Source organism: Deltaproteobacteria bacterium, assembly GCA_016874755.1.
In the GTDB taxonomy this organism is placed as follows: Bacteria; Desulfobacterota; Binatia; order UBA9968; family UBA9968; genus DP-20.
Window position 1 is genome coordinate 57,341 of sequence record VGTH01000025.1, and the last position, 26,115, is coordinate 83,455.

General features: G+C 58.5%; 23 protein-coding genes. 6 read left to right on the plus strand and 17 right to left on the minus strand.

The annotated features are described in order from the left end of the window. Positions 1-1,092, plus strand: coding sequence for a hypothetical protein (locus tag FJ145_15950; GenBank protein MBM4262909.1), 1,092 nt, complete (start codon positions 1-3; stop codon positions 1,090-1,092). Between the two features lie 2 nt (positions 1,093-1,094). On the opposite strand, the gene FJ145_15955 is transcribed toward FJ145_15950, so the two are convergent. From FJ145_15955 to FJ145_15965, 3 genes are all read right to left on the minus strand, one after another. Next, entirely contained in the window at positions 1,095-1,991 is an 897-nt protein-coding gene (locus FJ145_15955; protein MBM4262910.1) for a formamidopyrimidine-DNA glycosylase, read from the minus strand. Between the two features lie 418 nt (positions 1,992-2,409). Next, positions 2,410-2,958, minus strand: coding sequence for a bifunctional pyr operon transcriptional regulator/uracil phosphoribosyltransferase PyrR (gene pyrR, locus FJ145_15960; protein ID MBM4262911.1), 549 nt, complete (start codon positions 2,956-2,958; stop codon positions 2,410-2,412). A 54-nt stretch (positions 2,959-3,012) separates the two neighbouring features. Further along, positions 3,013-4,305 (minus strand): M20 family metallo-hydrolase, encoded by a 1,293-nt coding sequence (locus tag FJ145_15965; protein MBM4262912.1) that lies wholly within the window; start codon positions 4,303-4,305, stop codon positions 3,013-3,015. 42 nt (positions 4,306-4,347) lie between these two features. On the opposite strand from FJ145_15965, the gene FJ145_15970 reads away from it, so the two are divergent. Further along, the gene (locus tag FJ145_15970; protein MBM4262913.1) at positions 4,348-5,421 is read left to right on the plus strand and encodes an amidohydrolase; all 1,074 of its coding nucleotides are present in this window, start codon (positions 4,348-4,350) and stop codon (positions 5,419-5,421) included. A gap of 18 nt (positions 5,422-5,439) precedes the next feature. Here the strand turns inward: FJ145_15970 and FJ145_15975 are convergent, their stop codons facing one another. The 3 genes from FJ145_15975 to FJ145_15985 all read right to left on the minus strand — a co-directional run bounded on the left by FJ145_15975 (position 5,440) and on the right by FJ145_15985 (position 8,504). Beyond that, positions 5,440-6,936 carry a tripartite tricarboxylate transporter permease gene (locus tag FJ145_15975; GenBank protein MBM4262914.1) on the minus strand — a complete coding sequence of 499 codons (1,497 nt, stop codon included), beginning with the start codon at positions 6,934-6,936 and terminating at the stop codon, positions 5,440-5,442. 7 nt (positions 6,937-6,943) lie between these two features. Continuing rightward, positions 6,944-7,399 (minus strand): tripartite tricarboxylate transporter TctB family protein, encoded by a 456-nt coding sequence (locus tag FJ145_15980; GenBank protein MBM4262915.1) that lies wholly within the window; start codon positions 7,397-7,399, stop codon positions 6,944-6,946. A 130-nt stretch (positions 7,400-7,529) separates the two neighbouring features. Then, positions 7,530-8,504 (minus strand): tripartite tricarboxylate transporter substrate binding protein BugD, encoded by a 975-nt coding sequence (locus FJ145_15985; GenBank protein MBM4262916.1) that lies wholly within the window; start codon positions 8,502-8,504, stop codon positions 7,530-7,532. Between the two features lie 211 nt (positions 8,505-8,715). Here FJ145_15985 and pyrE point away from each other — a divergent pair, with 211 nt between their 5' ends. From pyrE to FJ145_16000, 3 genes are all read left to right on the plus strand, one after another. Next, positions 8,716-9,384: an orotate phosphoribosyltransferase gene (gene pyrE / locus FJ145_15990; GenBank protein ID MBM4262917.1), complete on the plus strand. Its 669-nt coding sequence runs from the start codon at positions 8,716-8,718 to the stop codon at positions 9,382-9,384. Between the two features lie 6 nt (positions 9,385-9,390). After that, positions 9,391-10,860, plus strand: coding sequence for an amidohydrolase (locus tag FJ145_15995; protein MBM4262918.1), 1,470 nt, complete (start codon positions 9,391-9,393; stop codon positions 10,858-10,860). Positions 10,861-11,041: 181 nt separating this feature from the next. Beyond that, positions 11,042-11,992, plus strand: a complete 951-nt coding sequence (locus FJ145_16000; GenBank protein ID MBM4262919.1) for a DUF937 domain-containing protein — start codon at positions 11,042-11,044, stop codon at positions 11,990-11,992. A 119-nt stretch (positions 11,993-12,111) separates the two neighbouring features. Here the strand turns inward: FJ145_16000 and gatA are convergent, their stop codons facing one another. Together gatA and FJ145_16010 are read right to left on the minus strand one after the other, a co-directional pair. Beyond that, on the minus strand, positions 12,112-13,512 hold the full coding sequence (gene gatA, locus FJ145_16005) for an Asp-tRNA(Asn)/Glu-tRNA(Gln) amidotransferase subunit GatA (GenBank protein ID MBM4262920.1): 1,401 nt from the start codon (positions 13,510-13,512) through the stop codon (positions 12,112-12,114). A gap of 2 nt (positions 13,513-13,514) precedes the next feature. Beyond that, positions 13,515-13,706, minus strand: a complete 192-nt coding sequence (locus tag FJ145_16010; GenBank protein ID MBM4262921.1) for a hypothetical protein — start codon at positions 13,704-13,706, stop codon at positions 13,515-13,517. Between the two features lie 159 nt (positions 13,707-13,865). Between FJ145_16010 and FJ145_16015 the strand changes: the two genes are divergently transcribed. Further along, a complete protein-coding gene (locus tag FJ145_16015) occupies positions 13,866-16,061 on the plus strand; it encodes a hypothetical protein (protein ID MBM4262922.1) in 2,196 nt (731 codons plus the stop codon). 17 nt (positions 16,062-16,078) lie between these two features. Here FJ145_16015 and FJ145_16020 read toward each other — a convergent pair whose 3' ends face one another. The 9 genes from FJ145_16020 to FJ145_16060 form a co-directional block, all read right to left on the minus strand. Beyond that, positions 16,079-16,267, minus strand: a complete 189-nt coding sequence (locus FJ145_16020) for a hypothetical protein (GenBank protein ID MBM4262923.1) — start codon at positions 16,265-16,267, stop codon at positions 16,079-16,081. A 47-nt stretch (positions 16,268-16,314) separates the two neighbouring features. Further along, complete coding sequence (locus FJ145_16025) at positions 16,315-16,956, minus strand: glutathione S-transferase family protein (protein MBM4262924.1); 642 nt, start codon at positions 16,954-16,956, stop codon at positions 16,315-16,317. 141 nt (positions 16,957-17,097) lie between these two features. Beyond that, a complete protein-coding gene (locus FJ145_16030) occupies positions 17,098-18,171 on the minus strand; it encodes a hypothetical protein (protein ID MBM4262925.1) in 1,074 nt (357 codons plus the stop codon). 60 nt (positions 18,172-18,231) lie between these two features. Continuing rightward, positions 18,232-19,287, minus strand: coding sequence for a YncE family protein (locus FJ145_16035; protein MBM4262926.1), 1,056 nt, complete (start codon positions 19,285-19,287; stop codon positions 18,232-18,234). A gap of 470 nt (positions 19,288-19,757) precedes the next feature. Then, a complete protein-coding gene (locus FJ145_16040) occupies positions 19,758-22,070 on the minus strand; it encodes a xanthine dehydrogenase family protein molybdopterin-binding subunit (protein ID MBM4262927.1) in 2,313 nt (770 codons plus the stop codon). Positions 22,071-22,176: 106 nt separating this feature from the next. After that, positions 22,177-22,647, minus strand: coding sequence for a (2Fe-2S)-binding protein (locus FJ145_16045; protein MBM4262928.1), 471 nt, complete (start codon positions 22,645-22,647; stop codon positions 22,177-22,179). A gap of 74 nt (positions 22,648-22,721) precedes the next feature. After that, positions 22,722-23,633 (minus strand): xanthine dehydrogenase family protein subunit M, encoded by a 912-nt coding sequence (locus FJ145_16050; GenBank protein ID MBM4262929.1) that lies wholly within the window; start codon positions 23,631-23,633, stop codon positions 22,722-22,724. Positions 23,634-23,773: 140 nt separating this feature from the next. Continuing rightward, on the minus strand, positions 23,774-25,144 hold the full coding sequence (locus FJ145_16055; GenBank protein MBM4262930.1) for an amidohydrolase family protein: 1,371 nt from the start codon (positions 25,142-25,144) through the stop codon (positions 23,774-23,776). Positions 25,145-25,163: 19 nt separating this feature from the next. Further along, entirely contained in the window at positions 25,164-25,901 is a 738-nt protein-coding gene (locus FJ145_16060) for a GntR family transcriptional regulator (protein MBM4262931.1), read from the minus strand. Positions 25,902-26,115 lie beyond the last annotated feature (214 nt).

Below are 26,115 nucleotides of genomic sequence, written 5' to 3' on the forward strand. Positions count from 1 at the left end.
ATGCGCTGTCGCCTTTCATGGATTTGTCGATTCGTCATGGGTTGTTGTTTCGTCGTCGTGGGTGCAGGGCAGAGTCCGACGGCCGAAAAACCTTTCTATCAAGGCAAGACGCTTACGGTCTTGATCAACTACGCGGCCGGCGGTCCGACCGACGTCGAAGGACGGTTGATGGCGCGCCATCTCGCCCGGAATTTGGCGGGCAATCCGAACGTCGTGGTGCAGAATATTTCCGGAGCGGGCGGCGTCATCGGCACTAACTATCTCGGCCAGATCGCCAAACCGGATGGCCTGACGCTGGGCTATTTCACCGCGGCACTGTTTCATCAGCAGGTGCGCAATCCGGCGCTGCGCGTCGACCTATCGAAGTATGGCTTCATCGCCGGGATCCAGGGTATCACAGTGGGCTATCTGCGTTCGGACGTCGCGCCGGGGATCAAGGCGCCCACCGATCTGAGTAAGGCGCAGCGCTTCAAGGCGGGCGGCTTGAGTTATGACAGTTTCAAGGACGTCGCTTTCCGGCTCTCGTTCGATCTTTTGGGAGTGAAGTACGACTACGTCACCGGATACAATTCTAGCGCCGACGCGCGGTTGGCCGTGCAGCGCAACGAAGTGCAGTATCACGACGAGTCGCTGCCCGGCTACCGCTCGCAGGTGGAACCCAACATGGTAAAGACGGGAATGGTGACGCCGCTTTACTACGCCGACGTCATCGACGCCGATGGCGGTGTCACCGACAGCCCGGACGTGCCCGAGCTGCTTTCGTTCACGAAGTTCTTCACTCAGGTCATGGGCAAGCCGCCATCGGGCATCAAATACGAGGCACTGAAGGCCGCCAATATCGCCGGCACCAATATGACCCGGGCGATCCTCACGCCGCCCGGCACGCCGAAGGAAGCGCTGGACGCGCTAAAACAGGCCATCGCTGCCGTGGCAAAGGATGATGAATATATGGCCGACGCGGTCAAAGTCATGCGCTTTCGGCCGCGCTTCGAGTTGGGCGAGCGCGGCGACCGGCTGTATCAACGGGCGACGCAGATAACGCCGGAATTAGGAAAGTTCATTCGGCAGTTCATCGAGCAGGAGCGGAAATAAAACTATCGTTTTCCTTCTTCCATCTCCTCCAACGTGCGCGGCCAATCGTCCTTGAGCAGGCGCGATAGACTTCTGTCGGCGAGCAGCCTGCCGCCGGTTTGGCAGGTTGGGCAGTAGTTGGTCTCGTTTTCGGCGTAGACAATCCGCTGCACTGGCGAGCCGCACACCGGACAGGGCTTGCGATATTTGCCGTGCACCGCCATGTCGTCGCGGAAGGCGGTGACCCGCTCGGGAAATTCGCTGCCCGTGTCTTGGCGCAGCCGCTCGATCCATTCCGCCATGCAATCGCGTGTGGCGTGAAATAGCCGCTCGATTTCATCTTCGCTCAGATGCTTGGTTTGTTTGATTGGCGGTAGCTTCGCTCGGTGCAGGATTTCGTCGGAGTAGGCATTGCCGATGCCGCTGAAAACATGGGAGTCGGTCAGAGTTCGTTTCAATGTGTGATTCTCGCGCGTGAGCGCGGCGCGAAAGATATTCAAATCAATCTCGAAAATCTCCAATCCGCCGGGATTATGGGCCCTGAGATTCTCGCGGCCTTTGACCACGTGCAGCGAGGCGCGTTTCTTGGTGCCCATCTCGGTTAGGAGCAGCGTCGCCATCGGAAAATCGAGCGCCGCATGGCCGTACTTGCGGGGGATCGCCACGCCGCGCTTTTTCCAATGAAATCGCCCGGTGATCATCAAGTGGAAGACCAGGAAGAGTTCGCCTTCGAGCTCGAAGACGATCCGCTTGCCGATGCGGTGAAATCCAATGATCTGCTTTCCTTCGGCGGCGCGGATCGGCGGGTCGAAGGAGCGCAGGAAGAACGGATTGCCCAAGCGGATTTTTTCGATGGGCTGATGGAGCAGGCGCGCTTCTAGCGCTTCGATGTAGATGGAGATGTCGGGGAGCTCGGGCATCTGTCCTCGCTTGCGCTCGGAATTCGCGCGTCTCAAAACGCACTAGCCCGAATTATTCATGCGACGGGGAAAACCCATGACACTGTGTCGATCGAAGTGGAACTCTGGAGGAGCGCGGGCATCAGCGCAAATCGTTCGGTTTGATTCGCCGAGGCTTGGCCCCTCTTCGAGCTTTCCACTGCGATTCGCAGAGCAGGGCGACCGCCGGTCGCCCCCACCGGGCGGCGTCGAAGCAGATATCTGTTGCCTTCGCTCCGGAAGAGTTTCACTTCGATCGCGCCGCAGCGATGAACAATCCGCGCTAGTAGTCCTTGGAGTCCATCGACAAGCTCAGGACGAACGGGCAGTGGGACAAAATTGCGTAGAAAGATCCGTTCATGCTGAGCTTGTCGAAGCGTTCTTCTGGTTTGGCTCCGCTTTATCCCACTAAAACTTCGTCCACCTTGTCGACTTCTTTCAACCGCACTTCGACATGGCCGCCGGACTTGAGGTTGATCTTTTTGCCGACGTAGTTGGCGGCGATGGGCAGCTCGCGGCCGCCGCGGTCGACCATCACGGCGAGGTGAATCATTCTCGGGCGCCCAAGGTCGATCAAGTGATCGACGGCGGCGCGCACGGTGCGGCCGGTGTTCAGAACATCGTCGAAGAGCACGACAATTTTATTGGCGATGTCGAAGGGAATTTTGGTGTGGTCGATGGTGCCGCCGGGCAAGAGCGCGTTCAAATCGTCGCGATAGAGCGTGATGTCCATCTCACCGATGGGGATCTCTTTGCCGTGGCGCTTCTTGATCCTTTCAGCCAAGCGTTTGGCAACGTAGGGTCCGCGGGTGCGCACACCGATGAAGACGACCTGATCGAGGTTGCCGTAGTGGCGCATCATCTCGCGGCTGAAGCGCTCGAAGATGGCGCGCACCTGAGCCGCATTCAAAAGACGCTTCTTCTTATTGTTCCGATTATTTTTCGCCATTACAGCCCCATTGTCCTTGCGCTACCTGCTGTAGGGACAGGTCGCGACCTGTCCCTACTCATTGGCGACTTTGATCATCGTTTCCATCAATAGTTGGGTGCCGAGCGCGATATCTTCGGGCGCGCTCCATTCAAGCGGGTTGTGGCTGATGCCGCGCTGGCTTGGAATGAAGATCATGCCGGCCGGCGTGATCTTGGCCATCTGCATGGCGTCGTGGCCGGCGCCCGACGGCATGATCTCATAGACCAGCTCTTTGGCATCGCAGATCGCGCGCGTCAGGCGCAGCAAGCGTTTGTCGAGGGGCACCGGATCTTCCTCGCGGATGGTCAACGTTTCAACGCCGAGGTTTCGTTTGCGCCCGATCGCTTCGGCGCATTGCTTAACCAAGCGTGTCACGCGGGCCTTCGATTGCGCCGAAGTGCTGCGAATATCCACCTGTAACTCCGCGCGCCCTGGCACGGCGTTGATCACCCCGGGTTCCAACTTCATCGCGCCGACGGTGCCGACGACCCGGCCCTTGGCCATGGACGAATACTTGCGGCAGATTTTTTCCACCTGCTCGATGAACAAGGCGGCAGCCACCAGCGCGTCTTTGCGCATGTGCATCGGCGTCGTGCCGGAATGGTCGGCCTGGCCAGTGAAGATCACCCGGAAGCGGCTCGGTGCAGCTATAGCCGTAACCAAGCCGATGCGTTTGCCGATGGCTTCGAGAATCGGTCCCTGTTCGATGTGCAGCTCGAGATAGGCTTTGAGACTCTTTGGATCGCGTTTTATCCCGTGGAGATTTTTTGCGCTGATGCCGAGACTCGATAACACGTCGGCAAGTTTTGTTCCCTGGGCGTCGACGGCATGCGCCAGGTCTTTCGGATGCACTTCGCCGGCGACCAAGCTGCTGCCGAGGGTCGAAAAGCCAAAGCGGCTCGACTCTTCGCCGACGAAGCAGACGACTTCGAGCGGCGAGCGGACCGGAATGTTGTTTTCGCTGATCGTGCGGATCGCTTCCAAGGCGCCGATGACGCCGACTGGGCCGTCGTACTTGCCGCCATGAATGACGGTATCTAAGTGTGAGCCGGCAACGACCGCGGGCGCTCTGGCGTCGTCCCCGTCGTAGCGGCCGAAGATATTACCAATGCCGTCGATGTGGATTTTTAAGCCCGCCTGGCGCATGAGATGAATCAGCACTTGGCGGCTGCGCAGCTCTTTGATCGAGAAAACCAAACGGGTGACGCCGCCGCGATTGCCGATGCCGATGCGGCCGATGGCATTCAAATCGCGCATCAAGCGGCGCTGGTTGATGGCGGGATAAGATGGCGGCGAAGCTGTTTGTTTTTCTGCAACGCGTCGCATAAACAAAAGGTGAGTCTAGCAGTTTTAGAATGGAGAGAACAAATGGCACTGCAAATTATCGATGCCGACGGCCATATTAACGACCAGTCCTGCGGTCCGGAGATCGCCCAATACATGCCCAAGGGCAATCAGATGGCCGCTCTGTTCCCGGAATTCGACCATCACCATTTTCGCTACTTGAAACAGAACCGCCGCGCTACGGGTAATCCATCGCCCGAAGCTTGGACAGAATTTCTCGAAGAGACCGGCATCAGCTGGACGGTGCTTTACCCGACGGCGGGCCTCGCGGTGGGCCGCATCATGGCCCCCGACTGGGCGGTGGTCGCCTGTCGGGCGTACAATACCTGGCTCTATGAAAAATATTTGAGCAAGAACCCGCGCCTCAAAGGGGTCGCTTTGATACCGTTTCAGGACGTCGATGCAGCAGTGTTGGAACTGCGCCGCGCGGTGAAAGAGCTCGGCATGCTGGGCGGCATGCTGCCGTCGAATGGCGATGCGATCCAAGGCCACTTCGGCAACAAGGTTTATTGGCCGCTCTACGAAGAGGCCGAGAAGCTTGGCTGCGGTTTAGCCGTGCACGTCGGCGCGCTGCACCACATGGGCATGGATGCGTTTACGACTTACTATCCGGTGCACGCCCTCGGCCATCCGTTCAGCTTGATGATTCAATGCGGCGCCATGATCAGCCATGGCGTCTTTCAACGCTTCCCCAATTTACGCGTGGCGTTTCTCGAAGGCGGCGCTACCTGGGTGCCGTTCATGATGGACCGCTTGGATCGTTCGTACCACCCGGGCCATGTGCAGATGGACGTTAACGGTAACTTGATCGGCGGGCCGCAGCCGGGGCAAAAGGCCAGCGAGTATCTCAAGGAACTGATGCGCGCGGGGCGTATTTTTGTCGGCTTCGACTGCGACGACGACGGCTTGAACACCGCGGTGGCAAAAGGCGGGCGGCAGTCGTTTATGTTCGGCAGCGACTTCCCGCACGAAGTCTTCGATGCGGCGAAATGCCGCCATGAAATCGACGAGCTGCTCGGGCGTGATGATCTCTCCCAACAAGACAAAGAAGCGGTGTTGGGTGACAACGCGCTGCGGTTCTATCGGCTGGGATTGTAGACCGCGTCGATTGGGCTGCTAATCCTTCAGCCCTTCCCGCGTTTTGCCAAACGCGGGGATCAGAACCGTACACATCGCCAACACCGAAAGCACGAGCAGCGTCGCGCTGATCGGCCGTTGGACAAACACCCACGGGTTGCCGCGCGACAGCAGCATGGCGCGGCGCAGGTATTCCTCCATCAGTGGACCGAGGATAAACGCCAGCAGCATCGGCGCCGGCTCGCAGCCGAGCTTCGAAAGCAGGTAGCCCAACACGCCGAAAAGCGCCATCAGATAAATATCGAAGGTGCTGTTGTTGAGGCTGAAAACGCCGATGCCGCAGAAGACCAAAATCGCCGGAAAGAGCAGCTGATAGGGAATGGTGATCATCTTCACCCACATGCCGATCAACGGCAGATTCAAAATCACCAAGAACAGATTGCCGACCCACATGGAGGCGATGATGCCCCAGAAAAGCTTGGGCTGCTCGGTGAGCACCGACGGGCCCGGCTGGATGCCTTGAATAATCATCGCCCCAACCATCAGCGCCATGACGGGGTTGGATGGAATGCCCAACGTCAGCATCGGAATGAACGAAGTCTGCGCGCCGGCGTTGTTCGCCGACTCCGGCGCGGCAACGCCTTCGATGGCGCCCTTGCCAAACTGGGCGCTGTTCTTGGAAATTTTCTTTTCAATTGAGTAGGCGGCGAAGGAGCCCAAGATCGAGCCGCTGCCGGGCAAAATGCCCATGGCTGAGCCGATCACCGTGCCGCGCAGGATCGGCGCGACGATGCGCTTCCAATCTTCTTTAGTCGGCATGAGGCTGGTGATCTTGGCGATCACCACCGACCGTTCCGATTCATTTTCCAAATTGCGGATGATCTCGCCCAGGCCGAACATGCCCATGGCGACGGTGACAAAGCCGATGCCGTCGGCCAGCTCGGGGATGCCGAAAGTGTAACGCTGGGCGCCGGAAGTGACGTCGGTGCCGATCAAGCCGAGCAGCAAGCCCAAGACGACCATGCCGATGGCGTGCAGCAGCGAGCCCTGCGCCAGCACGACCGAGGCAACGAGGCCGAGGACCATCAAAGAAAAATAATCTGCCGGGCCAAATTTGAGCGCGACTTCGGCAAGCGGCGGCGCGAAGAGCGCGAGCAGAAAAGTCGCCACCGTGCCGGCGAAGAAAGAACCAATGGCCGAGGTGGTGAGCGCCGGACCGGCGCGCCCCTGTTTGGCCATTTGATAACCATCGAGCGTGGTTACAACCGAGGCCGCTTCACCGGGCAGGTTGACCAGGATCGAAGTCGTCGAGCCGCCGTATTGCGAACCGTAGTAGATGCCGGCGAGCATGATGAGAGAAGTAACCGGTGGCAGCGCGAAGGTGACCGGCAACAGCATCGCGATGGTGGCCGTCGGCCCGAGGCCGGGCAACACACCGATGGCCGTCCCCAAAAATACCCCGAGTAGGCAGTAGAGCAGGTTGGCGGGTGTTACCGCCACCGAGAGGCCGAGCAGCAGATTGGAAAATAGTTCCATGGGAATCTCAGCCGCCGCCAAGCCAAGGGCCGAATATCGGCAGCGGGATGCCGAGTCCCTTCAAAAATACCAGCACGCAAAAGACCGTTAAGCCCGCGGCCATCAAAAGCGCCGGCTGCCAGCGAAAACGCTTGCTTCCCAGAGCGCTGACCAGCGCGAGGATGGGCAGAGCCACCGCCAAACCAAGGCCGCGTACCGTTAGGCCGAAAACAAGCACCGATATGATGACGAAGGCGAGTCCTCGAGCGCTGAAGGCACCGATGGGCGTGCCGCTGGTAAAAAACGAGCGGATGATCGAGATGGCCCCGATCAATAGCAGCAAGCCGCCCAACAGCGACGGGAAATAAGCCGGCCCCATTCTCAAGGCTGTGCCCATCGAGTAGTCTCGCGCGATCAAAATCGCGGCCGCGCCGAAAAACAGATAAATCGCGCCGGCCCATAAATCTTTAGCGCTTCGAATCATGACGACGAAGTTCCCCTTGTGCCGTTAACGTCGATTATCGCGCTTTGTACAACAACTCCCGTCGGAAGCAAAGCAAAAAAAGGCCGGGATTGCGCCCGGCCTCTTGTTTCGCGATCGAAATGAAAATGAATCAGTCGGCGTAAATCCCAGCCTTCTTGATGATCGGCGCCCATTTGTCGATCTCAGCTTTCAGATGAGCACGCAGCGCTTCGGGAGTCGCGCGTTTTTCCGCCACAGGCTCGGTGCCGAGGTCGGCAAAGCGTTCTTTGACCAGATTGTCCTTAAGGGCGGCTTGCAAGCTTTTGGTCAGCGTCTCGCTGATCGGTTTAGGTGTGCCCTTTGGCGCGTAGAGTCCATGCCAGACCGAGACCTCGAAGCCTTTGAGCCCGGCTTCATCGACGGTTGGCACCTTTGGCAAAGAGGCCAGGCGAGTCTTGGTGGTCACACCGTAGACCTTGATCTTGTCGGCTTTGATCTGACTGGTTGTATTGGTGGTCTGGTCGCAAGACATGTCGATCTGGCCGCCCAGGAGGTCTTTCATCACATCGGCCGTGCCTTTGTACGGAACCGTGGTGAGGTCGGTCTCGATGGTGCTCATGAACAGCATACCGCACAGATGCGATGCCGCGCCGATGCCGGCGTTGCCGTAGGTGACTTTGTCTTTGTTCGCCTTAATATAGGCAATCAGCTCCTTCAGATCTTTAGGGGGCAAATCCTTGCGGGCGATGATCGTCATCGGCACTTCGTTGATCAAACCGATCGGCTCAAAATCGTTGACCGAATCGTAGGGCAGCTTGCGATAGAGCGATGGCGCGGTGGAGTGGCCAATATGATGCAGGAAGAGGGTATAGCCATCGGGCGCTGCCCTCGCTACCCTGTTGGCGCCAATCGTGCCGCCGGCGCCGCCGACGTTTTCAACGATGATTTGGGTTTTCAGCGTCCTAGTCATGGGCTGGGCCACCAGGCGAGCCACCGTGTCGGTGGGTCCTCCCGCCGTGAACGGCACAACCACGGTGATGACCTTGTCAGGATACTTTTGCGCGGCTGCCGGTGACGATGTCAGCAGCAAAGCCGCAGCGATTAGCCCAAATATTTTGGTCGTCATATGAGTTTCCCCTTCCGTTTCTCCACCTTAGACGCTCATGCAAAATCGGTTATTCAGCCGCGCTGCATAGCATAACTAAATCTCTAAATCTCTACAATGATTACAGCAAAAATCAAGCCTCGCTATTTGCACAGAATTCGCCGGCATGATTGGCAACCGGGAAAGCGCTATGTTATAGCGAGCTAATCCCAAAATTACGAGGTAGTTTTCCATGAGCGAAGTTTCTCTCAAGGTCGCTGAGATGCTCTTGTCGACCGAAGCGATCGCGGTTTACAAAGACAAGCCCTTTGTGTTTGTCTCCGGGCGCATATCGCCGGTCTATATCGACTGCCGCAAACTTTTGTCGTATCCTGCCGAGCGCGAATACATCGTCACCCAGATGGCGAAGAAGGCCGAGACCGACATTGGCCTCGACAAAATCGACGTGGTTGCCGGCGGTGAGACGGCGGGCATTCCCTACGCTTCCTTTGTCGCGCACTTGATCAAAAAGCCGATGATCTACATCCGCAAGCAGCCCAAGGGCTACGGCGGCACCAAGCAGATCGAAGGCATTCTGGAGGCCGGCAAGCGCGTGCTCATGGTCGAAGACCTGATCACCGACGGCCTAAGCAAGCTGCGCTTTAATATCGGTGTGCGCGGCGCCGGCGCTAAGATGACCCATTGCCTATGCGTGTTCGATTACGCCTCGACGCGCTTGAACCAGCACGAGGGCAAAGACAACTTGGCGAAGAACGGCATCGAGCTGCAGGTGCTGGCGGATTGGGACGACGTCCTCGACACCGGCACGAGCAAGCACTATTTCACCGACGAGCAGAAAGATCAGATCGTCGATTTTCTCAAGGACCCCGAGAATTGGGGCCGGAAGATGGGGTTTGTCTGAACGGCTATGAGACAGCTCATCCACAACGCGTTGATCGTCACGATGAACGATCAAGGCGACGTCATCGAAAACGGCGCCATCGTCATCGATGGCAACCGCTTGGCGTATGTCGGCCCGCGCCAGTGGATGCCGGCCGGTCCGTTCGATAGCACCATCGACGCCAGCCGCCTGATCGCCATGCCCGGCATGGTCAATGCTCACTGCCATTCGCCGGCCAACCTTGTCCGCGGCATGATGCCGAGCAAACCACTGGAGATCTGGCGCGCCTATTATCGCGCCTCCTTGCGCGACATGCGCGAAGATGATTTTTACGCCAGCGCGCTGCTTGGCGGCATGGAGATGCTCAAGAACGGCGCGACCACCGTGCTCGATCATTTTGCCGGCAGCTCGGCTTGCCGCTTCATGGGCGCCGGCGCGGCGATCCAAGCGATGCGCGATCTGGGGCTGCGCCACGTCGCCGCTTTAACGGTCACCGACAAGAACTATGAAGACACCATACCGCTCGGCCAGACTGATGCGAACTTGAACGATGAGATCAAGCGCATGAGCGCCAGCGAAGCCAAAACAACTAAAGCTTGGTTGGCTGAATGCGCAGAGTTCATCGAAACCTTTCACGCACCGGAGAAATTGACGACCGCGTGCCCCGGCCCCTCTGCGGTGCAGCGCTGCAGCGATGAGCTATTGACCGGCTGTGCCGAAATGGCGCGCAAAAGAAATCTGCCCCTGCATATCCATCTGGCCGAAACCCGCGCCCAGCAAGTGCAGGGCGATGCGATCTACGGACACTCGCTGCTGCGGCATCTAGACGGTCTCGGCATCGTCGCAGCAAATTTATCCTGCGCCCATTCGATCTGGATCGAAGACAGTGACGTCGATTTATTCGCCAAGCGTGGCGCCACGCCGGTGCACAACCCGGCGAGCAATCTGCGCATCGGCAGTGGCCTTGCGAAAGTTAAAGAATTCGTTGCCGCCGGCGTCCACGTCGGTCTCGGCACCGACGGCGCGGCGTCGAATGACAATCAAAACATGTTCGACGCCGTGCGCTTGGTCGCGCTGATCCACAACCATGCCGGGACCGATTTCAATCAGTGGATTACCCCGGCGCAAGCACTGGCGATGGCGACGCGCCACGGCGCGCGCGCGTTCGGCTTGGAAGCCGGCGTGTTAGCGCCGGGGAAATTGGCGGATCTAGTTCTCCTGCGCCGCGACACCCCGGCGTACCGGCCCCTGAATGATGTGATCAATCAAATCGCCTTCTGCGAAAACGGCAGTAACGTCGATACGGTAATCGTCAACGGCGAAGTGGTGGTGCAGACCGGGCGGTTGACCAAAGTTGACGAAGAAGAAGTGTTGCGGACGGCAGAGCAATCCCGCGCACGGCTCGAGCCGTCGATGCAACGCGAATTGGCCGCGGCGAAAACCATGGAGCCGGCGTTGGCGCAGATGTATTTTCGGGTGTTTGGAAACGCGCATTAGCTGGTCTCTGCTTTGTTCCAAGCGTGGGTTCCCGCGCTCATACGATACCGCTCGCTGAGCTAAAAAAACATCTGCAAAAAACTTTGCACACACGCATTTAGGCGTAATATGTCCTGGTTTGTCGTGGTTATTCCACTTAATTGACAACGTGTGACGAAGCGACGAAGGAGGTAGAAAGGTCATGTTTGATGCGATCATCAAGGACATTGCGGCGCGTTTCGGTTTGGGCAACAACGCGGGGCCGTTGTTGCAGATGCTCTTAGCCTTTATCACCAATCGCGACTCGGGCGGCATCAGCGGTTTTTTGCAATTGTTCCGCAACGCCGGGCTGAGCGATGTGGTCAATTCCTGGATCGGCGGTGGCGCCAACGCCAAGCCGATATCACCGGCGCAGGTGCAGTCGACTTTGGCTGACTCGGGATTATTATCAGGATTGGCGTCTCGCTTCGGCGTGGACGGATCGACTGTGAACAGCGCATTGGCTTATGTCTTGCCGCTCGTGATCGGCAAGCTCACCACCGGCGGAACGATTCCATCGTTGCTGCCCGCGGAGGTTACCAAATTCATCGGCCCTGCCACCGGGTGGTTGAGCGGACTGCGTGGCACCGCAGCGGCCGGTGCCGCCGCGGTTGGCGAGACAGCCAGTGCGGGGGGGGCCGGTTTCATGAAATGGCTGCCCTGGCTTATTGGCGCGGCGATCTTGCTCTGGTTGATGTCCATGTGCGGCAAGAAGCAAGAAACCGTGAAAGCGCCGCCGCCTGCTCCGGTGCCAGCTCCCGCGCCGGCACCTGCTCCTGAGCCAGCAGCGCCGGCTGTGCCGCCGGCGGCGAAAATCTACTTCGAAGTTGGCAAAGCCGCGTTGCCGAAGGACTCCGGCGACACGCTAAAAGCGATCGTGACGTTCCTGGGCGCCAACGCTGCAAGCAAGGCAGTGATCTCCGGTTTTCATGATCCGGCTGGCAACAAAGCGCAGAACGAAGAGTTGGCGAAGAACCGCGCCAAAGCGGTGCGCGATTCTTTAAAAGCCGCCGGGGTTGCCGAAGACCGGATCGTGATGCAGAAACCGGCCGAAACCACCGGTACCGGCGACGCTGCCGAGGCTCGGCGCGTCGAAGTTAGCGTGCAGCAGTAGTAGGTCGACTCGAACCGCAAGCTACGCCCGCGTTACGAGGCGGGCGTGGCTTGCTACGAATCCCAGATTTGCCCGTGGGGTGAATCTGGGATGTGTGGTTTTGGGATCGGATTTCCGCTCTATAGCGATGGTCGCCGAGTGCGCCAGTCAGTCGCCTGTTCATAGGAGTAGGCCGCCCGAAAACAGGCGGCTTCGGCAAACGGCGGCGCGACGATCTGCAGGCCGGCGGGCAAGTTCCCTTGGGTAAAACCGCACGGCACGGAGATCGCCGGCAATCCGGTCAAGTTGAACGGGTTGGTAAAACTTGGCCGCAGGTTTAGCTCGTTGGGGTCCATGCCTTCAAACGGCTCCGGCGGTCGGGCGGCGCCGGGCACGGCGAAGACGTCGACGCGAGAAAAGTCAGCGCGGATTTGTTCGTTCAGTACGGCTCTGGCACGCTGCGCCGTGATGTAATCGGCCGCGCTCATGAAGGCGCCTTCGATGATTCTTCTGCGCACGGAGCTGCCGAGTTTTTCCGGGGTCTCTTGGCAAGTCTTTTCGTGATAGGTGTACGCTTCGCTGATCAAGATCGTTTGATTGGCTTTGCGCGCCAGTGAAAAGGCCTTGCCGTCGATATCAATAATTTGCGCGCCGAGACTTTCTAACACCCGCAATGCCTCGTTGAAGACCTCTTCGCTTTCCTGGTGGATGCCGAGGTTTTCGTCAAACCAGTTCTTGCGCGGCACGCCGACACGTAGTCCTTTGACGCCTCCCTTCATTTCTTCCTGAAAGTTTGGCACCGGCACATCGGCCGATGCCGGGTCTTTCGGATCGTAACCGGCCAGCACCTGCAGCAGCATCGCGCAGTCCTCGACGCTACGCGCCATTGGCCCGGCGTGGTCCAAAGACCAACTCAAGGGAATGACGCCGTAGCGGCTAACGCGGCCAAAGGTCGGCTTGATGCCGACTATGCCGCAGTGTGCCGCCGGGGTGCGGATCGAGCCGCCGGTGTCGGAGCCGAGCGCGCCATGGCACAGGCCGGCGGCGAGGGCGGCACCGGAGCCGCTGCTGGAGCCGCCCGGGATGTGCGCCGGGTTCCAGGGATTTCTCACAGCCGGAAACGGAGCATCGACCGACGGCCCGCCGAAGGCGAACTCGTGCATGCCGACTTTGCCAAGCAGGATGGTCCCTGCTTCACTTAATTTGGTGGCGGCGGTGGCGTCGAAATCGGGGATCCAGTGCTCCAACACCGCCGAGTGACAGGTCGTGCGGATGCCCCGGGTCGCATAGAGATCTTTGAGCGCAATGGGAATGCCGTGCAGTGGGCCGCGATCTTTGCCCGCCTGCAACTCCGTATCGGCTTGCTCGGCCTGCTTGAGCGCCAGCTCGCGCGTCAGCGTGATAAACGCGTGCAGCTTGCCGTCGAAGGCATCGATCCGTGCCAAGCAGCCACGCGTCAGCTCGCTGGCGGAAAATTTTTTTTGCCGCAGCCCAATTGCGGCCTCGCCGATCGTCAAATAACCAAGCTCGGTAGTGCTCATGGCTAGTTCCCTTTGTTGGCACAGAAGTGACCGGCCGGCTCGACTTGGTTGTTCAACAGCCGGCGCAGCTCGTCGGCCTGTTGGCGCGTGCGGTTTACGCCCGGAACGAGCTGTTGCAGTGCGTCATCCGAAAGCTTTAACCCCGCTCGCTGGGCGAGGTCGCGTAGCTGATTCAAAGAAATTTCGTTGGCCATGGCTCACCTCCGGCTTCTGTATAGTAGAGGCCAGCGGCTTTGCCAAGCCGCGCAGTTGAGCCAGGGATAAGTTCCATCGGTTACGTCCGCCGGCGATTGATGCTAGCATCGGCTGTTTGCCCATAGACGGATGTCTTTTATCAACTGCGAGGAACCGATTTGGCCGGTCGATTGATCTATTCAACAACGATTTTTCTCAACGCCGTCTTGTTATTTTGGGTCCAGCCGTTGGTCGGAAAAATGATTCTGCCCCTGGCTGGCGGTGCGCCGGCGGTGTGGAATACCTGTCTATTTTTTTTTCAAGGCACACTGCTTGCCGGATACGTCTATGCGCATCTCGGCAGCCGCACCTTAGGCTCACGCCGCCACGGCGTCCTGCACCTGGCACTGGTGGCGGCGGCGATTTTCTTTTTGCCGATCGCCTTTGGCAAAGAAGCTCTCGTTGCCTTGGAACGCTATCCGGCAACGGCAATTTTGGGCGCCTTGGCGACCAGCGTCGGCTTTCCTTTCTTTATTCTTTCGGCGGGCTCGCCACTCTTGCAGAAATGGTTTGCTGAAACCGGTCACGCGGATGCGGTCGATCCGTACTCCCTTTACGCTGCCAGCAACCTCGGCAGTTTTATCGGTTTGATCCTCTACCCAGCGCTCCTCGAACCATTTCTGACGCTGAGCGAACAGAACCAACTTTGGGTTTTCGGCTATGGGTCGCTGGTGCTCTTGTTGCTGCTATGCGCCGGGCCGCTGCTGCGCGCCAAGTCCGTGGTGCCGCAGATTGACCCTGCAACAACGACGGCCATCGTCAATGAGCCGCTCTCCCTGTGGCGCCGGCTGCGCTGGCTGCTCTGGTCCTTTGCGCCGTCGACCCTGCTGCTCGGGGTGACGACGTACGTTACCACCGACGTCGCCTCGGTGCCGCTGTTTTGGATCGTGCCGTTGAGCCTCTATTTGCTTTCTTTCGTTTTGGCGTTTGCGCGGCCGCGCTGGGCGATTCATTCCTTGACCGTGCGCCTGCAGGGGCTGCTGGTTTGCGTCAGCGTCGTCAACTACTTCGCGGAAGCGGTGAAGCTCCCTTGGCTGGTGGCGGGATTACACCTGATCACCTTCTTTGTCACAGCGGTGGTCTGCCACGGACGGCTTGCCGGCGACCGACCGCCGACGCAGTACCTGACGGAATTCTACCTGTGGATTTCCTTGGGCGGCATGCTCGGCGGACTGTTCAACTCGTTGATTGCGCCGCGAATCTTCCTGCGGCTGCAAGAGTATCCTTTAGCCATCATCGTCGCGGTCATGCTGCGCCCCCACCTGGTGCGCGACAGCGCGAAAGCAAAGGTCAATTTTCGCGATTTTCTCTGGCCGGCGCTGCTTGGCGCCGTGTACTATTTTCTTGCCCGCAACATCGACAAAATCACCTGGCTGCCGGACCAGCTGGAAACCCCGCTCTTGTTCGCTCTGGCGGCGCTTGCGTGCATCAGCTTTGCGCATCGGCCGCTGCGCTTTGGACTGGGGCTCTTGGCGGTTTTTCTGGCATCGTCGATCAACACCGATTCGGCGACAACGTTATTTAGGGGCCGCAGTTTCTTTGGGGTCTATCGCGTCTCTGTCAATAGTTCCGCCACGCGCAATTCGTTGCTGCATGGCACGACTTTGCACGGCACGCAGAATCTCGACCCAAAACAGCGCACTACAGCGATCTCATACTACTACCCCACTGGGCCGATCGGACAGATATTTCAAACCTTTGCCCAGCCCCGCAAGAACGCCAACGTCGGCTTGGTTGGATTAGGGAGCGGCGGTTTGGCCTGTTACGCTAAGCCAGGCCAAAGTTTTACTTTCTTCGAAATCGATCCCTTGATCGAACGGATCGCGCGCGATCCGAAGCTGTTCACCTACCTGCGCGATTGTCCGGCGCGGTTGTCGATCGTCATCGGTGACGCGCGAGTGTCGCTCACCAGGAGCCCGAGCCGCCACTTTGATTTGCTGGTGCTCGACGCTTTCAGCTCGGATGCGATCCCGATTCACCTGCTCACCCAAGAAGCCTTGCAGCTCTATCTCACCAAACTTACCCACGACGGCATCATGGCGATCCACATTTCCAACCGCTATCTCGATCTTGAGCCGGTGTTGGGCCGCTTGGCCGACGAGCTCAAGCTCTTTGCGCTGGTCCGCGCGGATAGCGACCACACCGAACAAGAACGCGAACACGGGAAATTCTCATCGACCTGGGTGGTCATGACGCGGGCGCAAAAGTCGCTGGAGGCGTTGCGCAAAGACGAGCGCTGGCAGATGCTCGACTCCGGGCCTGATCTGTGGACCGACAGCTACTCGAATATTTTGCGGGTGATCAAGTGGCGTTAGCGCTCGGTCGGCGCTGACTAACCGCGCGCCATCGCCCACTTAATGAGGGAGCCGCTCAGGACCGATTTGACCAGAAGCAGGGCTGCGGCTAGGCCCGGCGCGAACACGCCCAAGATCGATGGGCCAAGCAGGGTTCCCGCCAAGATTTCCCCGATGACGGTGGGTTGGCGCCAGCTTCGTTTGGAGCCGGTCAAAGGACTCCACATCGCTCTTTCAGCAGGATCGTCACCCACTGCCGACCCATCGGCCGGTTTTAGCCTTTGGCAAAAGCTTCGTTCACTTCATTCTCAAAGGCGAGCAGTTTCTTGACGCTTGCGCGCTCCTGCATGCGCTTGAAATGGGCGACAACGTTGGGAAAGGCTGAAAGGTCCACACCTAACTGGGTGGCGCGGCGGCAGCACCAGAAAAAATGCGCGTCCGGGGCGGTGAAATGGGCGAAAAAGTACTCGCGTCCCGCGAGCAAGTCGTCGCCGATTTTGAAGTTCTCAAATAGCCCCTCGGTTGCGAATTTCACCACGCTATCGGCGCTGCCGGCGCTGTCGCTGACTTTGCCGGGGTTGTTGATCCGGCTCAGAAACGGGTGAATACCGCTGGCGCACCAGGCGTGCAGCGAGATCGCCTGCAACTGGTCCCACGGGTCGGCGGGCAGAATCTTCGCATTCGGAAACGTGCGATGGACCCATTGATGAATGGCAACGTTCTCGGTCAAGATTTTGCCGTCGACCGCCAGCGCCGGCACTTTGTGCTTCGGGTTGATCTTCAGGTACTCGGGCGTGAAGTTCTGCCGTTTGCGAAAATTGAGCGGCCGAGCTTCGAAGTTGGCGCCGGCTTCGGTCAGCGTAACATAGGGCGCGAGGGCGCAGGTGTTGGGGGCGTAGTACAGAACGATTGCCATTGAGTCTCCTTTAGGTTGATGAACTCAACAGGACTCTATATTACCGCTACCGTTAATGACAAGCGATCTGTACTAGGATCGAGAGTTGTTGGACTCTTTCCAGCTATTTCTTGGGAACCAAGATTTCTTTGAGCTTGCCTACTATGCCTTGATCCACCTGATATAGCTTTTCTTGGGAACCAAGATTTCTTTGAGCTTGCCTACTATGCCTTGATCCACCTGATATAGCTTGCGCGCGATGGCTTCGACTTCGGTGCCCGTGAGCGGCTCCAGTTCTAGATTTGCTTTGGTGATCTCGGCTTGAAATTCCTTGTCTTTCATCGTTGCGTTGAACGCGTCGCGCAAAACGTTCAAGCGATCCTTCGGCGTGTTGGGCGGTAGCGCATAGGCGCGCAGAATCGCCGACGGACCGTGAATACCCGCTTCGAGCAACGCTTTCGCTTCTGGCGTTTTCGCATGGTCGATGGCATTGGGGACGTGCGGGATATCGGCGGCTTTTTTGGCATTGATCTGTATCACCGGGAACACCTGGCCCGAGTCGAGGCCTTTTTTCCATGTCGCGCGAATCGATGCCCAGGTCCAACAACCGCCGTCGACTTCGCCGGCTTCGGCGGCGATGCGGATGAAAGACGTGCCTTTGTAACCTTCGATCAACTGGATCGGCAGCTTCAACGTCGCTTGCAGCATGCGCGGCGCATCGGAATCGTTGGCGCCCGGCGCCTCGCCGCCGAGCTTGATCGGCCGCTTGGAGGCGAACCATTGATCGAGGGTGGTGACGCCGCTGGCTTTCGTAAGCGCGCAGACAGTTTCATCCTGGACCGGCGCGCCGAGCCAATCGAAGCGCCTGCCGTCGAACTCGATGCCGGTATCGCCAAGAACCTGCTGCAGCAAAAGCGAGCCGATAAAATTGCCGATGGTCAGGCCGTCGGGCGCGGCAGCTTTGTAGAGAAAGTTGGCCGCCACCCGGCTGCCGGCGCCGGTCATGTTGTCGACGATCATCGCCGGGCTGCCGGGAATATGTTTGGGCATATGGCGCGCGATGGTGCGCGCATATTGGTCGAAGCCGCCACCGGCGGAAAATCCAACGACAACTCGGATGGTTTTGCCTTTGAAGAAATCGGCGTCGGCGGAGGCGGCAAAAGTAGGGCTGCTCGTGAGCAACAGAATGGTTACCGCTACGAGGCTATCGATTCTACGCATGTGATTTCCCTCCATGTGATTTTAGCCGTGCAGTCCCTCGATACGCGCTCGGCGCTACTCGGAAAATCGAGGGGGCTACCGTAAATTCCCCGTATGTCCAAGCGAAAATCTTCCAGGCTGCGGCCAAACGGTCAAGCCGTGCGGTTCGGACCTAACCGGGATTTTTTTCACGTTGCCGTTGGCCGTGTCGAACACGTAGATTTCATTGTCATAGCGGCCGGAGAGCCAGATCTCTTTGCCGTCGATCGTCACGTTGCCCATGTCGGGGCTGCCGCCGCCGGGGATGGGCCAAGTGTTTTCGACTTTTCTGGTTGCGAAATCGAGCACCGAGAGGCTGCCTTTCCCTTTTGGCGGTCCGTAGACTTTGGCGACGCCGCGGTTGGCGATGTAGAGTTTGGTGCCGTCGCGGCTCGGGTAGAGGCCATGGGCGCCAAGGCCGGTTTTGATGTGGCCGATTTCGGTGAATTTCTCGCCATCGATGAGAAATATTCCTTCGGCCTTCATATCGGCGACGTAGAAAATCTTGCCGTCGGGGGAGATGCGCACATCCTGTGGCATGCCGCCTTTCGAGAGCTTCAGATAACCGATGACTTTCCTTTCGACGAGGTCGATCTTGGCGAGCGTCTGGGCAAACTCACACGTAAAAATGCCGTAGCGGCCGTCGGCGGAGAAATCGGCATGGTTGATGCCGGCGCACTGCGGTGTGTTGATGGAAAATTTCATTGCCATGGTTTGTGGGTCGCGGAAGTCGAGGCGCTTGCGCGCTTCAGCGACGATGATGGCGGCGCTGCCGTCCGGCGTGAAGTACATATTATACGGATCGTCCACCGGGATGTTCTTGCCGGGCTTGCCGGTGACTGGGTCGATGGGGGTGACGCTGCCGTCATGGCGGCCTTCGGCGTTGTTGTTGACCCAAAGGGTTTTTAAGTCCCAAGACGGCACAACGTGCTGCGGGTTGATGCCGACCTTGAATTTGTCGACGACTTTATAAGTTGCCGGGTCGATCACCCAGACGTCATTGGAGCTGCGGTTCGGCACATAGACCCGATGCAGGTGCTTAGCGACCACCGGGCTGAGCTTGTCCGAGCGGGTTTCGCTGTAGAGGTTGTTAGGATCGATCACCGGCGGCATGCCGGAAGCCGCCAGCAGGTCGGCCACGCTCAGGATTGAACGGTGCAGCAGAAAAAATAGCAGCAATGGCAAGGCCGCGCGATAAGCCGCGTTCATTATTGACACACCTCCAGATCGTGAGAATTGCGCCGAACGGAAAGCCCCCGTTCGGCACTCAGATGTTAGACGAAAAAAATGGTGATTTCGAGATCGACGCGGTCCGAAAATCGAAATTGTAGAGTGAAGGCTAAGAAATCTGTTTCACCGCGAAGGAGCCAGCGCGGCAAAGCCGCAACCAAATGACTCGGAAAACTCACTACCAAGACGCTGAGAGCAAAAAAGCGAAAGAAGAATTAACCACGAAACCCACGAAAATCACGAAATAAGAAACTATAGAATTCTCCATTTTCGTGTGTTTCGTGCTTTTCGTGGTTTCTTCTTCGCTTTTCTTACCTTAGTCAGCTTCGTGCCTTCGTGTGAACGATTCCCGCCTAGGCGGCGCTTTTTTTGTTCTTTTGCAGGGCCCAGAAAACATTTTCCGGCTTCAGCGGCAAATCGTAGACGCGCACCCCGGTGGCATCGGTAACGGCGTTGCCGATGGCCGCCGGGGTCGGTGCCAGACCTGGCTCGCCGAGACCTTTGGCGCCGTAGGGGCCCTCGGGTTCTGGGCACTCGACGATGATCGGGATCAGTTCCGGACAGTCGAGGGAAGTCACCAAGTGATAATCCAAGAACGACGGATTGCGCACCTTGCCGGTGTTATCGATGACCATCTCTTCGTGCAGCGCGGAGCCGACGCCCATGATGACGCCGCCTTCGATCTGCGCGGCGCAGTTCAATGGATTGATCGCCTTGCCAACATCGTGGGCCGCCGACATGCGCAGCACGCGCACCCGGCCGCTGTCTTCGTCAACTTCGACTTCGGCGGCTTGGGTCGCATACATGTAAAACGCCGAGGCGTGGTCGCTGTGACCGGTTTCCAGATCCAAGTCTTTGCCGATCTCGTAGGTGTAGGAGCCATCGCCGTGCACCACACCGTTGATGCCAAGCTTGCGCTTGACGACTTCGCCGATGGGCAGCGCCTGTTGAGGCTGGTCTTTGGGGAACACTTTGCCGTCGGCATAGCCCAAGTCTTGCACGCCGACTTCGAGCATTGGGCTCGCCGCTTCCATGATCTGCTCGCGCGCGTGGATCGCGGCGCGGCGCACCGCGTTGCCCATGTGATAGGTGCTGCGGCTCGAGGTCGTCGACGCGTCGTAGGGGATGACATCGGTGTCGAGCTGGTGCATCTGGACTTTGTCCATCGGGACCTTGAGCTCTTCAGCGGCGACTTGCGACAGGATCGTGTTGCAGCCCTGGCCGATCTCCACGGTGCCGGCCAGCACGGTGACTTCGCCCTGGGCATTGACGTTGACGCCGGCATTGGAAGTGGTCGGCGAACGGGTCGGCTTCTGAATGCAGGCAAAACCCTTGCCGATTTTGACACCAGGCTTTTGCTTTGCCGGTTTTTTGCCGTAATCGATCGCTTGGGTGGCTTTGACCAACGTTTCTTTCAAACCGACCGCGTGCAGCTGTTCGCCCCAGTAGGACGTGTCGCCCTCGACGAACATGTTTTTCATTCTAATATCGATGGGGTCCATGCCGAGCTTCTTGGCTAGCTCGTCCATCTGTTGCTCGCCCGCCCAGGCGCCCTGCGGGATGCCGTAGCCGCGGTAGGAGCCGGCCACCGGCTTGTTGGTGTAGACGGCATAACCGTCGACTTTGACGTGGGGGATGCGATACGGCCCCGGTGCCGGCAGACTGCCGCGGATGCACACCGTCGGGCTCTTTTCGGCGTAGGCGCCGGCGCCCCAATAAATCGTCATCTCGCGCGCCATGATCGTGCCGTCTTTCTTGACGCCGGTTTTGCAATAAACCACCGCTTCGTGGCGCGTCAGCGTCGAGATGAAAGTCTCTTCCCGGTTGAACTTCACGCGCACCGGACGGCCGCCAGTTTTGAAGGCGAGCGCGACTGCGATCGGTTCGCACTTCAAGCCGCCTTTGGAGCCGAAGCCGCCGCCTTGCGCCGGATTAATGAAACGGACTTTTTCTTTGGGCAGGCTCAATGCCTCGGTGATCTCGTGCAGCGCGCGGAACGGCGCGTCGTTGGCGACCCAAAGGGTCAGCCGGCCAGCCGCTTCGTCCCACTGCGCATGGGCAGAATGAGGCTCCATCGCCGAGTGTTGAATCATCGGCACGAAGTAGCGCTCGTCGAGCACCAGATCGGATTCGGCAAAACCCTTGGCAACATCGCCGGTGCGCAGCTTGAAATGCTCGCAAACATTCGGCGCCGCGCCGCGCACCATGAAGTCGGCCTTGCGGTAGGAATCGTAGTCTGGGTGGATGGCCACACAGTCCATCTTGGCGGCGTCTTCCGGATCGGTGTACACCGGCAGGTCTTCGTATTCGACCTCGATCAATTTGACCGCGGCTTGGGCCGTGTCTTCATCTTCCGCGGCGACGGCGGCCACCGGTTCGCCGATGTAGCGAACTTTGCCCTGGGCGAGAAACGGTTTGTCTTTGACCGCCTCGCCGTGGGTCCAGGGCGCGTCTTCGCCGGTGACGACGGCGACCACGCCAGGCACCGCCTTGGCTTTGCCGGTGTCGATGCGCTTGATCTTGGCGTGCGCCTTGGTGCTGAACAGGGTTTTGCCGTAGAGCATGTTGGGCAACACGAGGTCATAGCCGTAAACGATCTGGCCGGTGACTTTTTCGTTGGCGTCGACGCGGGTAACGGGTTTTCCGATGACGGTTAGGTCGGACATATGGGCTCCTGAAAGTAGTACTCCCCTCGATACGGCCTGCTGGCCTACTCGGGGAATCGGTTCTAATTCCGGTTGTCCTGAGTAGCGCGCAGCGCGGATCGAAGGATTATTTTCGCATTATCGCAGCGGCGTCTTTCACCGCCTGAACGATCTTCGCATAGCCGGTGCAGCGGCAAAGGTTGCCGGACAGTGCGTAGCGAATCTCTTCGTCGGTCGGATTCTTGTTACCGTCGAGCAATGCCTTGGACATCATCAGCATGCCGGGCGTGCAGTAGCCGCACTGGGCGCCGCCGTCCTGCACGAAAGCTTGCTGAATCGGGTGCAGCTCAGGGCCGATCTTCAACCCTTCGATCGTCGTAATATCGGCGCCATCGAGCTCGCCTGAGAGAATCAAGCACGAATTGACGGGCTTGCCGTTCACACTAACCGTGCAGGCGCCGCAGTCGCCGGTGCCGCAGCCTTCTTTGGTTCCAGTCATGCCGATTTCATCGCGCAATAGATCGAGCAACAGGCGATGGTTGGGCACGGTGCGGCTGACGGATTTGCCGTTGAGGGTGAATTGGATTGGTTTGTTCATGGCTTTCTCGTGTTCGTGATTCGTGCTCGTTGCTCGGAATCGGACGAACACGAGCCACGAACACGAGCGACGATCTAGTATCTTCTTTCGCGCCGCTGGTACCAAGACTTCGCCGGACCGACAGACGCGTTCATGAGCGCGCGCTTGGTCATGGCGCCGACCATGGCGCGGCGGTAATCAGCCGACGAGCGCACGTCGCTAATGGGTTTGGCTTCCTGGGCGGCGATGTCGCCGGCTTTGGCGGCGACCGCTTCGCTCAGCACTTGGCCTTCCATCGCTGCTTCAGCGCGCCAGGCGCGGATCGGTGTCGGCGCCACGGCGCCGAGCACGATGCGCACGTTGCTGCACTGCTTATCTTTCTTGGAAAAATTGTATGCGACGGCGACGCCGACGTAGGCCAAGTCCATCATCTCGCGCGGCGAAAACTTGATATATTCGCCAACGAGATTGGCAGCGGTTTTGGGAATTGTGATTTCGGTTAAGATTTCGTCTGCGTTCATCGCGTTCTGGCCAGGACCGCGGAAAAAGTCCTGCAGCGGCAGCGTCCACTCGCCGCTGGCGCTGGCGACCTTGGCTGTTGCGTTTAGCGCGATCAAAGCCGGCGCGGTGTCCGCCGATGGTGTGGCATTGGACATGTTGCCGCCGATGGTGGCGCGGTTACGAATTTGGATCGAGCCCACTTCAGCAGCACTTTGAGCCAAGAACGGATATTTCTTTTTGATCAGCGCCGCAGTTTCGATCTCGTACATCGTAGTCAGCGCGCCGATGGTGATGCCCTTGTCCTTGTTCTCACGGATACCGGTCAGACCCGGCACCCGCTTCAAGTCGACAATATACTTGGGCAGCAGGCCCTTTTCTTTCATGGCAATGACGAGGTCGGTGCCGCCGGCGAGGAACCGGCCGCCGGGGCCGTTGTCCTTCAATAGCCGGCTTGCTTCGACCAGCGTCCTGGGCTGGTACATTTCAAATGCTTCGGTGCGTTTCATGAAAACTCTTTCTTACCAAGACTCTTCGATGGCCCGCGTTCTGATCGCCGCGAATTAGAAACTACTTGGTGCAGAGGGTGTTGGAGTAATGGAGTGTTGGATCGGATTCCGGCCACCCATTACTCCATCACTCCATTCTCTTACACGAGCGGCTTCAGCGCTTTGCCGACGGCTTTGCCGCAGGGCTCGCCGTCTCTCATTTGCACGTGGCCGCGCACCACGGTCAGGACAGGCATACCTTTGACCTTCCAGCCGTGCCAGGGCGACGGTTTGTTCTTGCTGTGCAACTTGTTGACGTCGATGGTGCCTTCTTTATCCATATCGACGACAGTGATGTCGCCGTCGGAGCCCAGGCGGATGGCGCCTTTTTTCGGGAAGACCTGCCACACTTTGGCCGGGTTCTCGGCGGCGCACTTGACGTATTGATTCAACGTCAAGCGGCCTTTGTTTACTTCGGTCAAGATCAGCGGCACGCCGGTCTCAACGCCGCAGAATCCCGAAATACAATCCCAGATCGCGGGCTTGGTCAGCTTGCCGTAAATGTCTGAGCCTTTTTCGTCCAGGGTGTGCGGCGAGTGGTCGGTGGCCAGCGTGTCGACGAAGCCCTCGCGCAGGCCCTGCCAAAGCACTTCGGCATGGTCTTGGGTGCGCACCGGCGGGTTCATCTTGAGCAGCGAACCGACTTTATCCATGTCGTTGGGTTCGCGCAAAAGATAGTGCGGGCCGGTTTCGGCCGTAACGCGCAGGCCGCGGGCTTTGGCGTCGCGGACCATATAAGCCGCTTGCTTAGAACTCATGTGAAAAACATGGAGCTTGGTGCCAAAAGTCTCGGCGAAGAAAATCGCGTGATGCACCGACTCCGCTTCGCAGATATCGGGCCGGGAAGCTTCCCAGTAGCGCGCGTCGTTTTTGTTTTCCTGCTTCAGCTTGTTGGTGCAATAAGCCATGATCTGGCGGTTCTCGGCGTGAATGCCCAGCGGCAGCTTCGACTGCGCGATGAAATCAAACGCTTCCATACACATGCCGTCGTCGGGGAAGGGCAGATTGCCGATGGTCTCACCGAAGAAGATCTTGTAGCCGATGGCGCCGGCGGCGGCCATGGGAAGAATATCTTTGGTGTTGGTCTGGACGACGACGCCGGTGATGCCGAAATCGACCAGCGATCTGGCTTCGCCCAATTCTTTTTTCTGCTTGACGGTGGCCGCGTCGGAGGTCGGCGGCATGGTGTTGGGCATGTCAACGACCGTGGTGATGCCGCCGCAGACCGCCGCCGTGGAGCCAGTCTGAAAATCTTCTTTGTGGGTCATGCCCGGTTCACGGAAATGGACGTGGCCGTCGAACAAGCCCGGCAAAATATGTTTGCCTTTGACGTCGATCTCCTCTTTGCCGGAAGGTAGAGAGTCGTCCGAGCCAATCGCGACGATCACTTCATTGCTGATCGCCACGCCGCCGCGAAACGTCGTGTCGGGGGTTACCACCCAACCGCCTTTGATAACTAAATCTGCTGCCATAGTTTTTCCTTTCTTTTTGCTAGTTAAATTTTCCGTTGTTCTCGCTGTCAAATCTTCTTAGCTCACGAATCTCCTGGCGCTGTTTCAAATCGGCGAGCACGTTGTGCTTGCCCCGTTGAATATGCTCGCGCGCGATGCGCACCGCACGATCGACGTCCCTCTGCTCGATCGCCGCCAAGAGCCGCAAATGTTCTTGATGGGCGGCGACGCCGCGCGCCGGATCGTAGAGCCCGTCGGTGCGCCGTTTGAGCACGATGCGCTCGAAAACATGGGCCAACGAACTCTTGAGAGTTTGGTTGCCCGCGAGCGCGGCGATCTCCAAATGGACGTCTTGATCGTAGACCAAGCGTTCGCGAGTGAAGCGCTTTTCAATGTCTTTGCCGTAGGAGGTCATCTTCATGCGCAGCTGACTGAGACTCGGCTCGGTTAGGTTGGCAATCGCTTTTTCGACCGCGAACGCCTCCAGCGCTTCACGCAGCTCGTAGAGCTCTTCGGCCTCTTGCAAACGAATTTCTTTGCACGTAAAACCACGGTTTGGAAGGAATGAGACGTAGCCTTCTTGCACGAGGCGAGTCAGCGCTTCGCGTACGGGCGTACGACTGACGCCGAGCCGTTCGCTAAGCTCTTGATGATGAAGTTTTTGACCAGGCATCACTTCGTTGCACAGGATCAGGCTCTTGATCTGATTGTAAACGCGCGCCGAGAGATTCTCCGGCACCCGAACTTTTGTCTTTGACTTCTTCAAGGGGTACGGCATTAGGAAAATTGCATGAAAAAGTTTATGCAAGTGACGGATACCTATCCGATCACATGGGCTAAGTCAACAAATTCAATTTTGAACTTGCAAAAAACAGCCAAAATGATATTGGCTAAGGCGGCCCAGCGTTTTTAGTGCAACTCACGCTGCACAAGCTATCGCGAAGCACTACGAGAAGAGTTACTAATAAGGATCATTATCGGGAGGCATTGTG

Coding starts and splice junctions, on each gene's coding strand:
- FJ145_15950 (MBM4262909.1), top strand. CDS start 1: ATGCGCTGTCGCCTTTCATGGATTTGTCGATTCGTCATGGGTTGTTGT.
- FJ145_15955 (MBM4262910.1), bottom strand. CDS start 1,991: ATGCCCGAGCTCCCCGACATCTCCATCTACATCGAAGCGCTAGAAGCG.
- pyrR (MBM4262911.1), bottom strand. CDS start 2,958: ATGGCGAAAAATAATCGGAACAATAAGAAGAAGCGTCTTTTGAATGCG.
- FJ145_15965 (MBM4262912.1), bottom strand. CDS start 4,305: ATGCGACGCGTTGCAGAAAAACAAACAGCTTCGCCGCCATCTTATCCC.
- FJ145_15970 (MBM4262913.1), top strand. CDS start 4,348: ATGGCACTGCAAATTATCGATGCCGACGGCCATATTAACGACCAGTCC.
- FJ145_15975 (MBM4262914.1), bottom strand. CDS start 6,936: ATGGAACTATTTTCCAATCTGCTGCTCGGCCTCTCGGTGGCGGTAACA.
- FJ145_15980 (MBM4262915.1), bottom strand. CDS start 7,399: ATGATTCGAAGCGCTAAAGATTTATGGGCCGGCGCGATTTATCTGTTT.
- FJ145_15985 (MBM4262916.1), bottom strand. CDS start 8,504: ATGACGACCAAAATATTTGGGCTAATCGCTGCGGCTTTGCTGCTGACA.
- pyrE (MBM4262917.1), top strand. CDS start 8,716: ATGAGCGAAGTTTCTCTCAAGGTCGCTGAGATGCTCTTGTCGACCGAA.
- FJ145_15995 (MBM4262918.1), top strand. CDS start 9,391: ATGAGACAGCTCATCCACAACGCGTTGATCGTCACGATGAACGATCAA.
- FJ145_16000 (MBM4262919.1), top strand. CDS start 11,042: ATGTTTGATGCGATCATCAAGGACATTGCGGCGCGTTTCGGTTTGGGC.
- gatA (MBM4262920.1), bottom strand. CDS start 13,512: ATGAGCACTACCGAGCTTGGTTATTTGACGATCGGCGAGGCCGCAATT.
- FJ145_16010 (MBM4262921.1), bottom strand. CDS start 13,706: ATGGCCAACGAAATTTCTTTGAATCAGCTACGCGACCTCGCCCAGCGA.
- FJ145_16020 (MBM4262923.1), bottom strand. CDS start 16,267: ATGTGGAGTCCTTTGACCGGCTCCAAACGAAGCTGGCGCCAACCCACC.
- FJ145_16025 (MBM4262924.1), bottom strand. CDS start 16,956: ATGGCAATCGTTCTGTACTACGCCCCCAACACCTGCGCCCTCGCGCCC.
- FJ145_16030 (MBM4262925.1), bottom strand. CDS start 18,171: ATGGAGGGAAATCACATGCGTAGAATCGATAGCCTCGTAGCGGTAACC.
- FJ145_16035 (MBM4262926.1), bottom strand. CDS start 19,287: ATGCCGCCGGTGATCGATCCTAACAACCTCTACAGCGAAACCCGCTCG.
- FJ145_16040 (MBM4262927.1), bottom strand. CDS start 22,070: ATGTCCGACCTAACCGTCATCGGAAAACCCGTTACCCGCGTCGACGCC.
- FJ145_16045 (MBM4262928.1), bottom strand. CDS start 22,647: ATGAACAAACCAATCCAATTCACCCTCAACGGCAAATCCGTCAGCCGC.
- FJ145_16050 (MBM4262929.1), bottom strand. CDS start 23,633: ATGAAACGCACCGAAGCATTTGAAATGTACCAGCCCAGGACGCTGGTC.
- FJ145_16055 (MBM4262930.1), bottom strand. CDS start 25,144: ATGGCAGCAGATTTAGTTATCAAAGGCGGTTGGGTGGTAACCCCCGAC.
- FJ145_16060 (MBM4262931.1), bottom strand. CDS start 25,901: ATGCCGTACCCCTTGAAGAAGTCAAAGACAAAAGTTCGGGTGCCGGAG.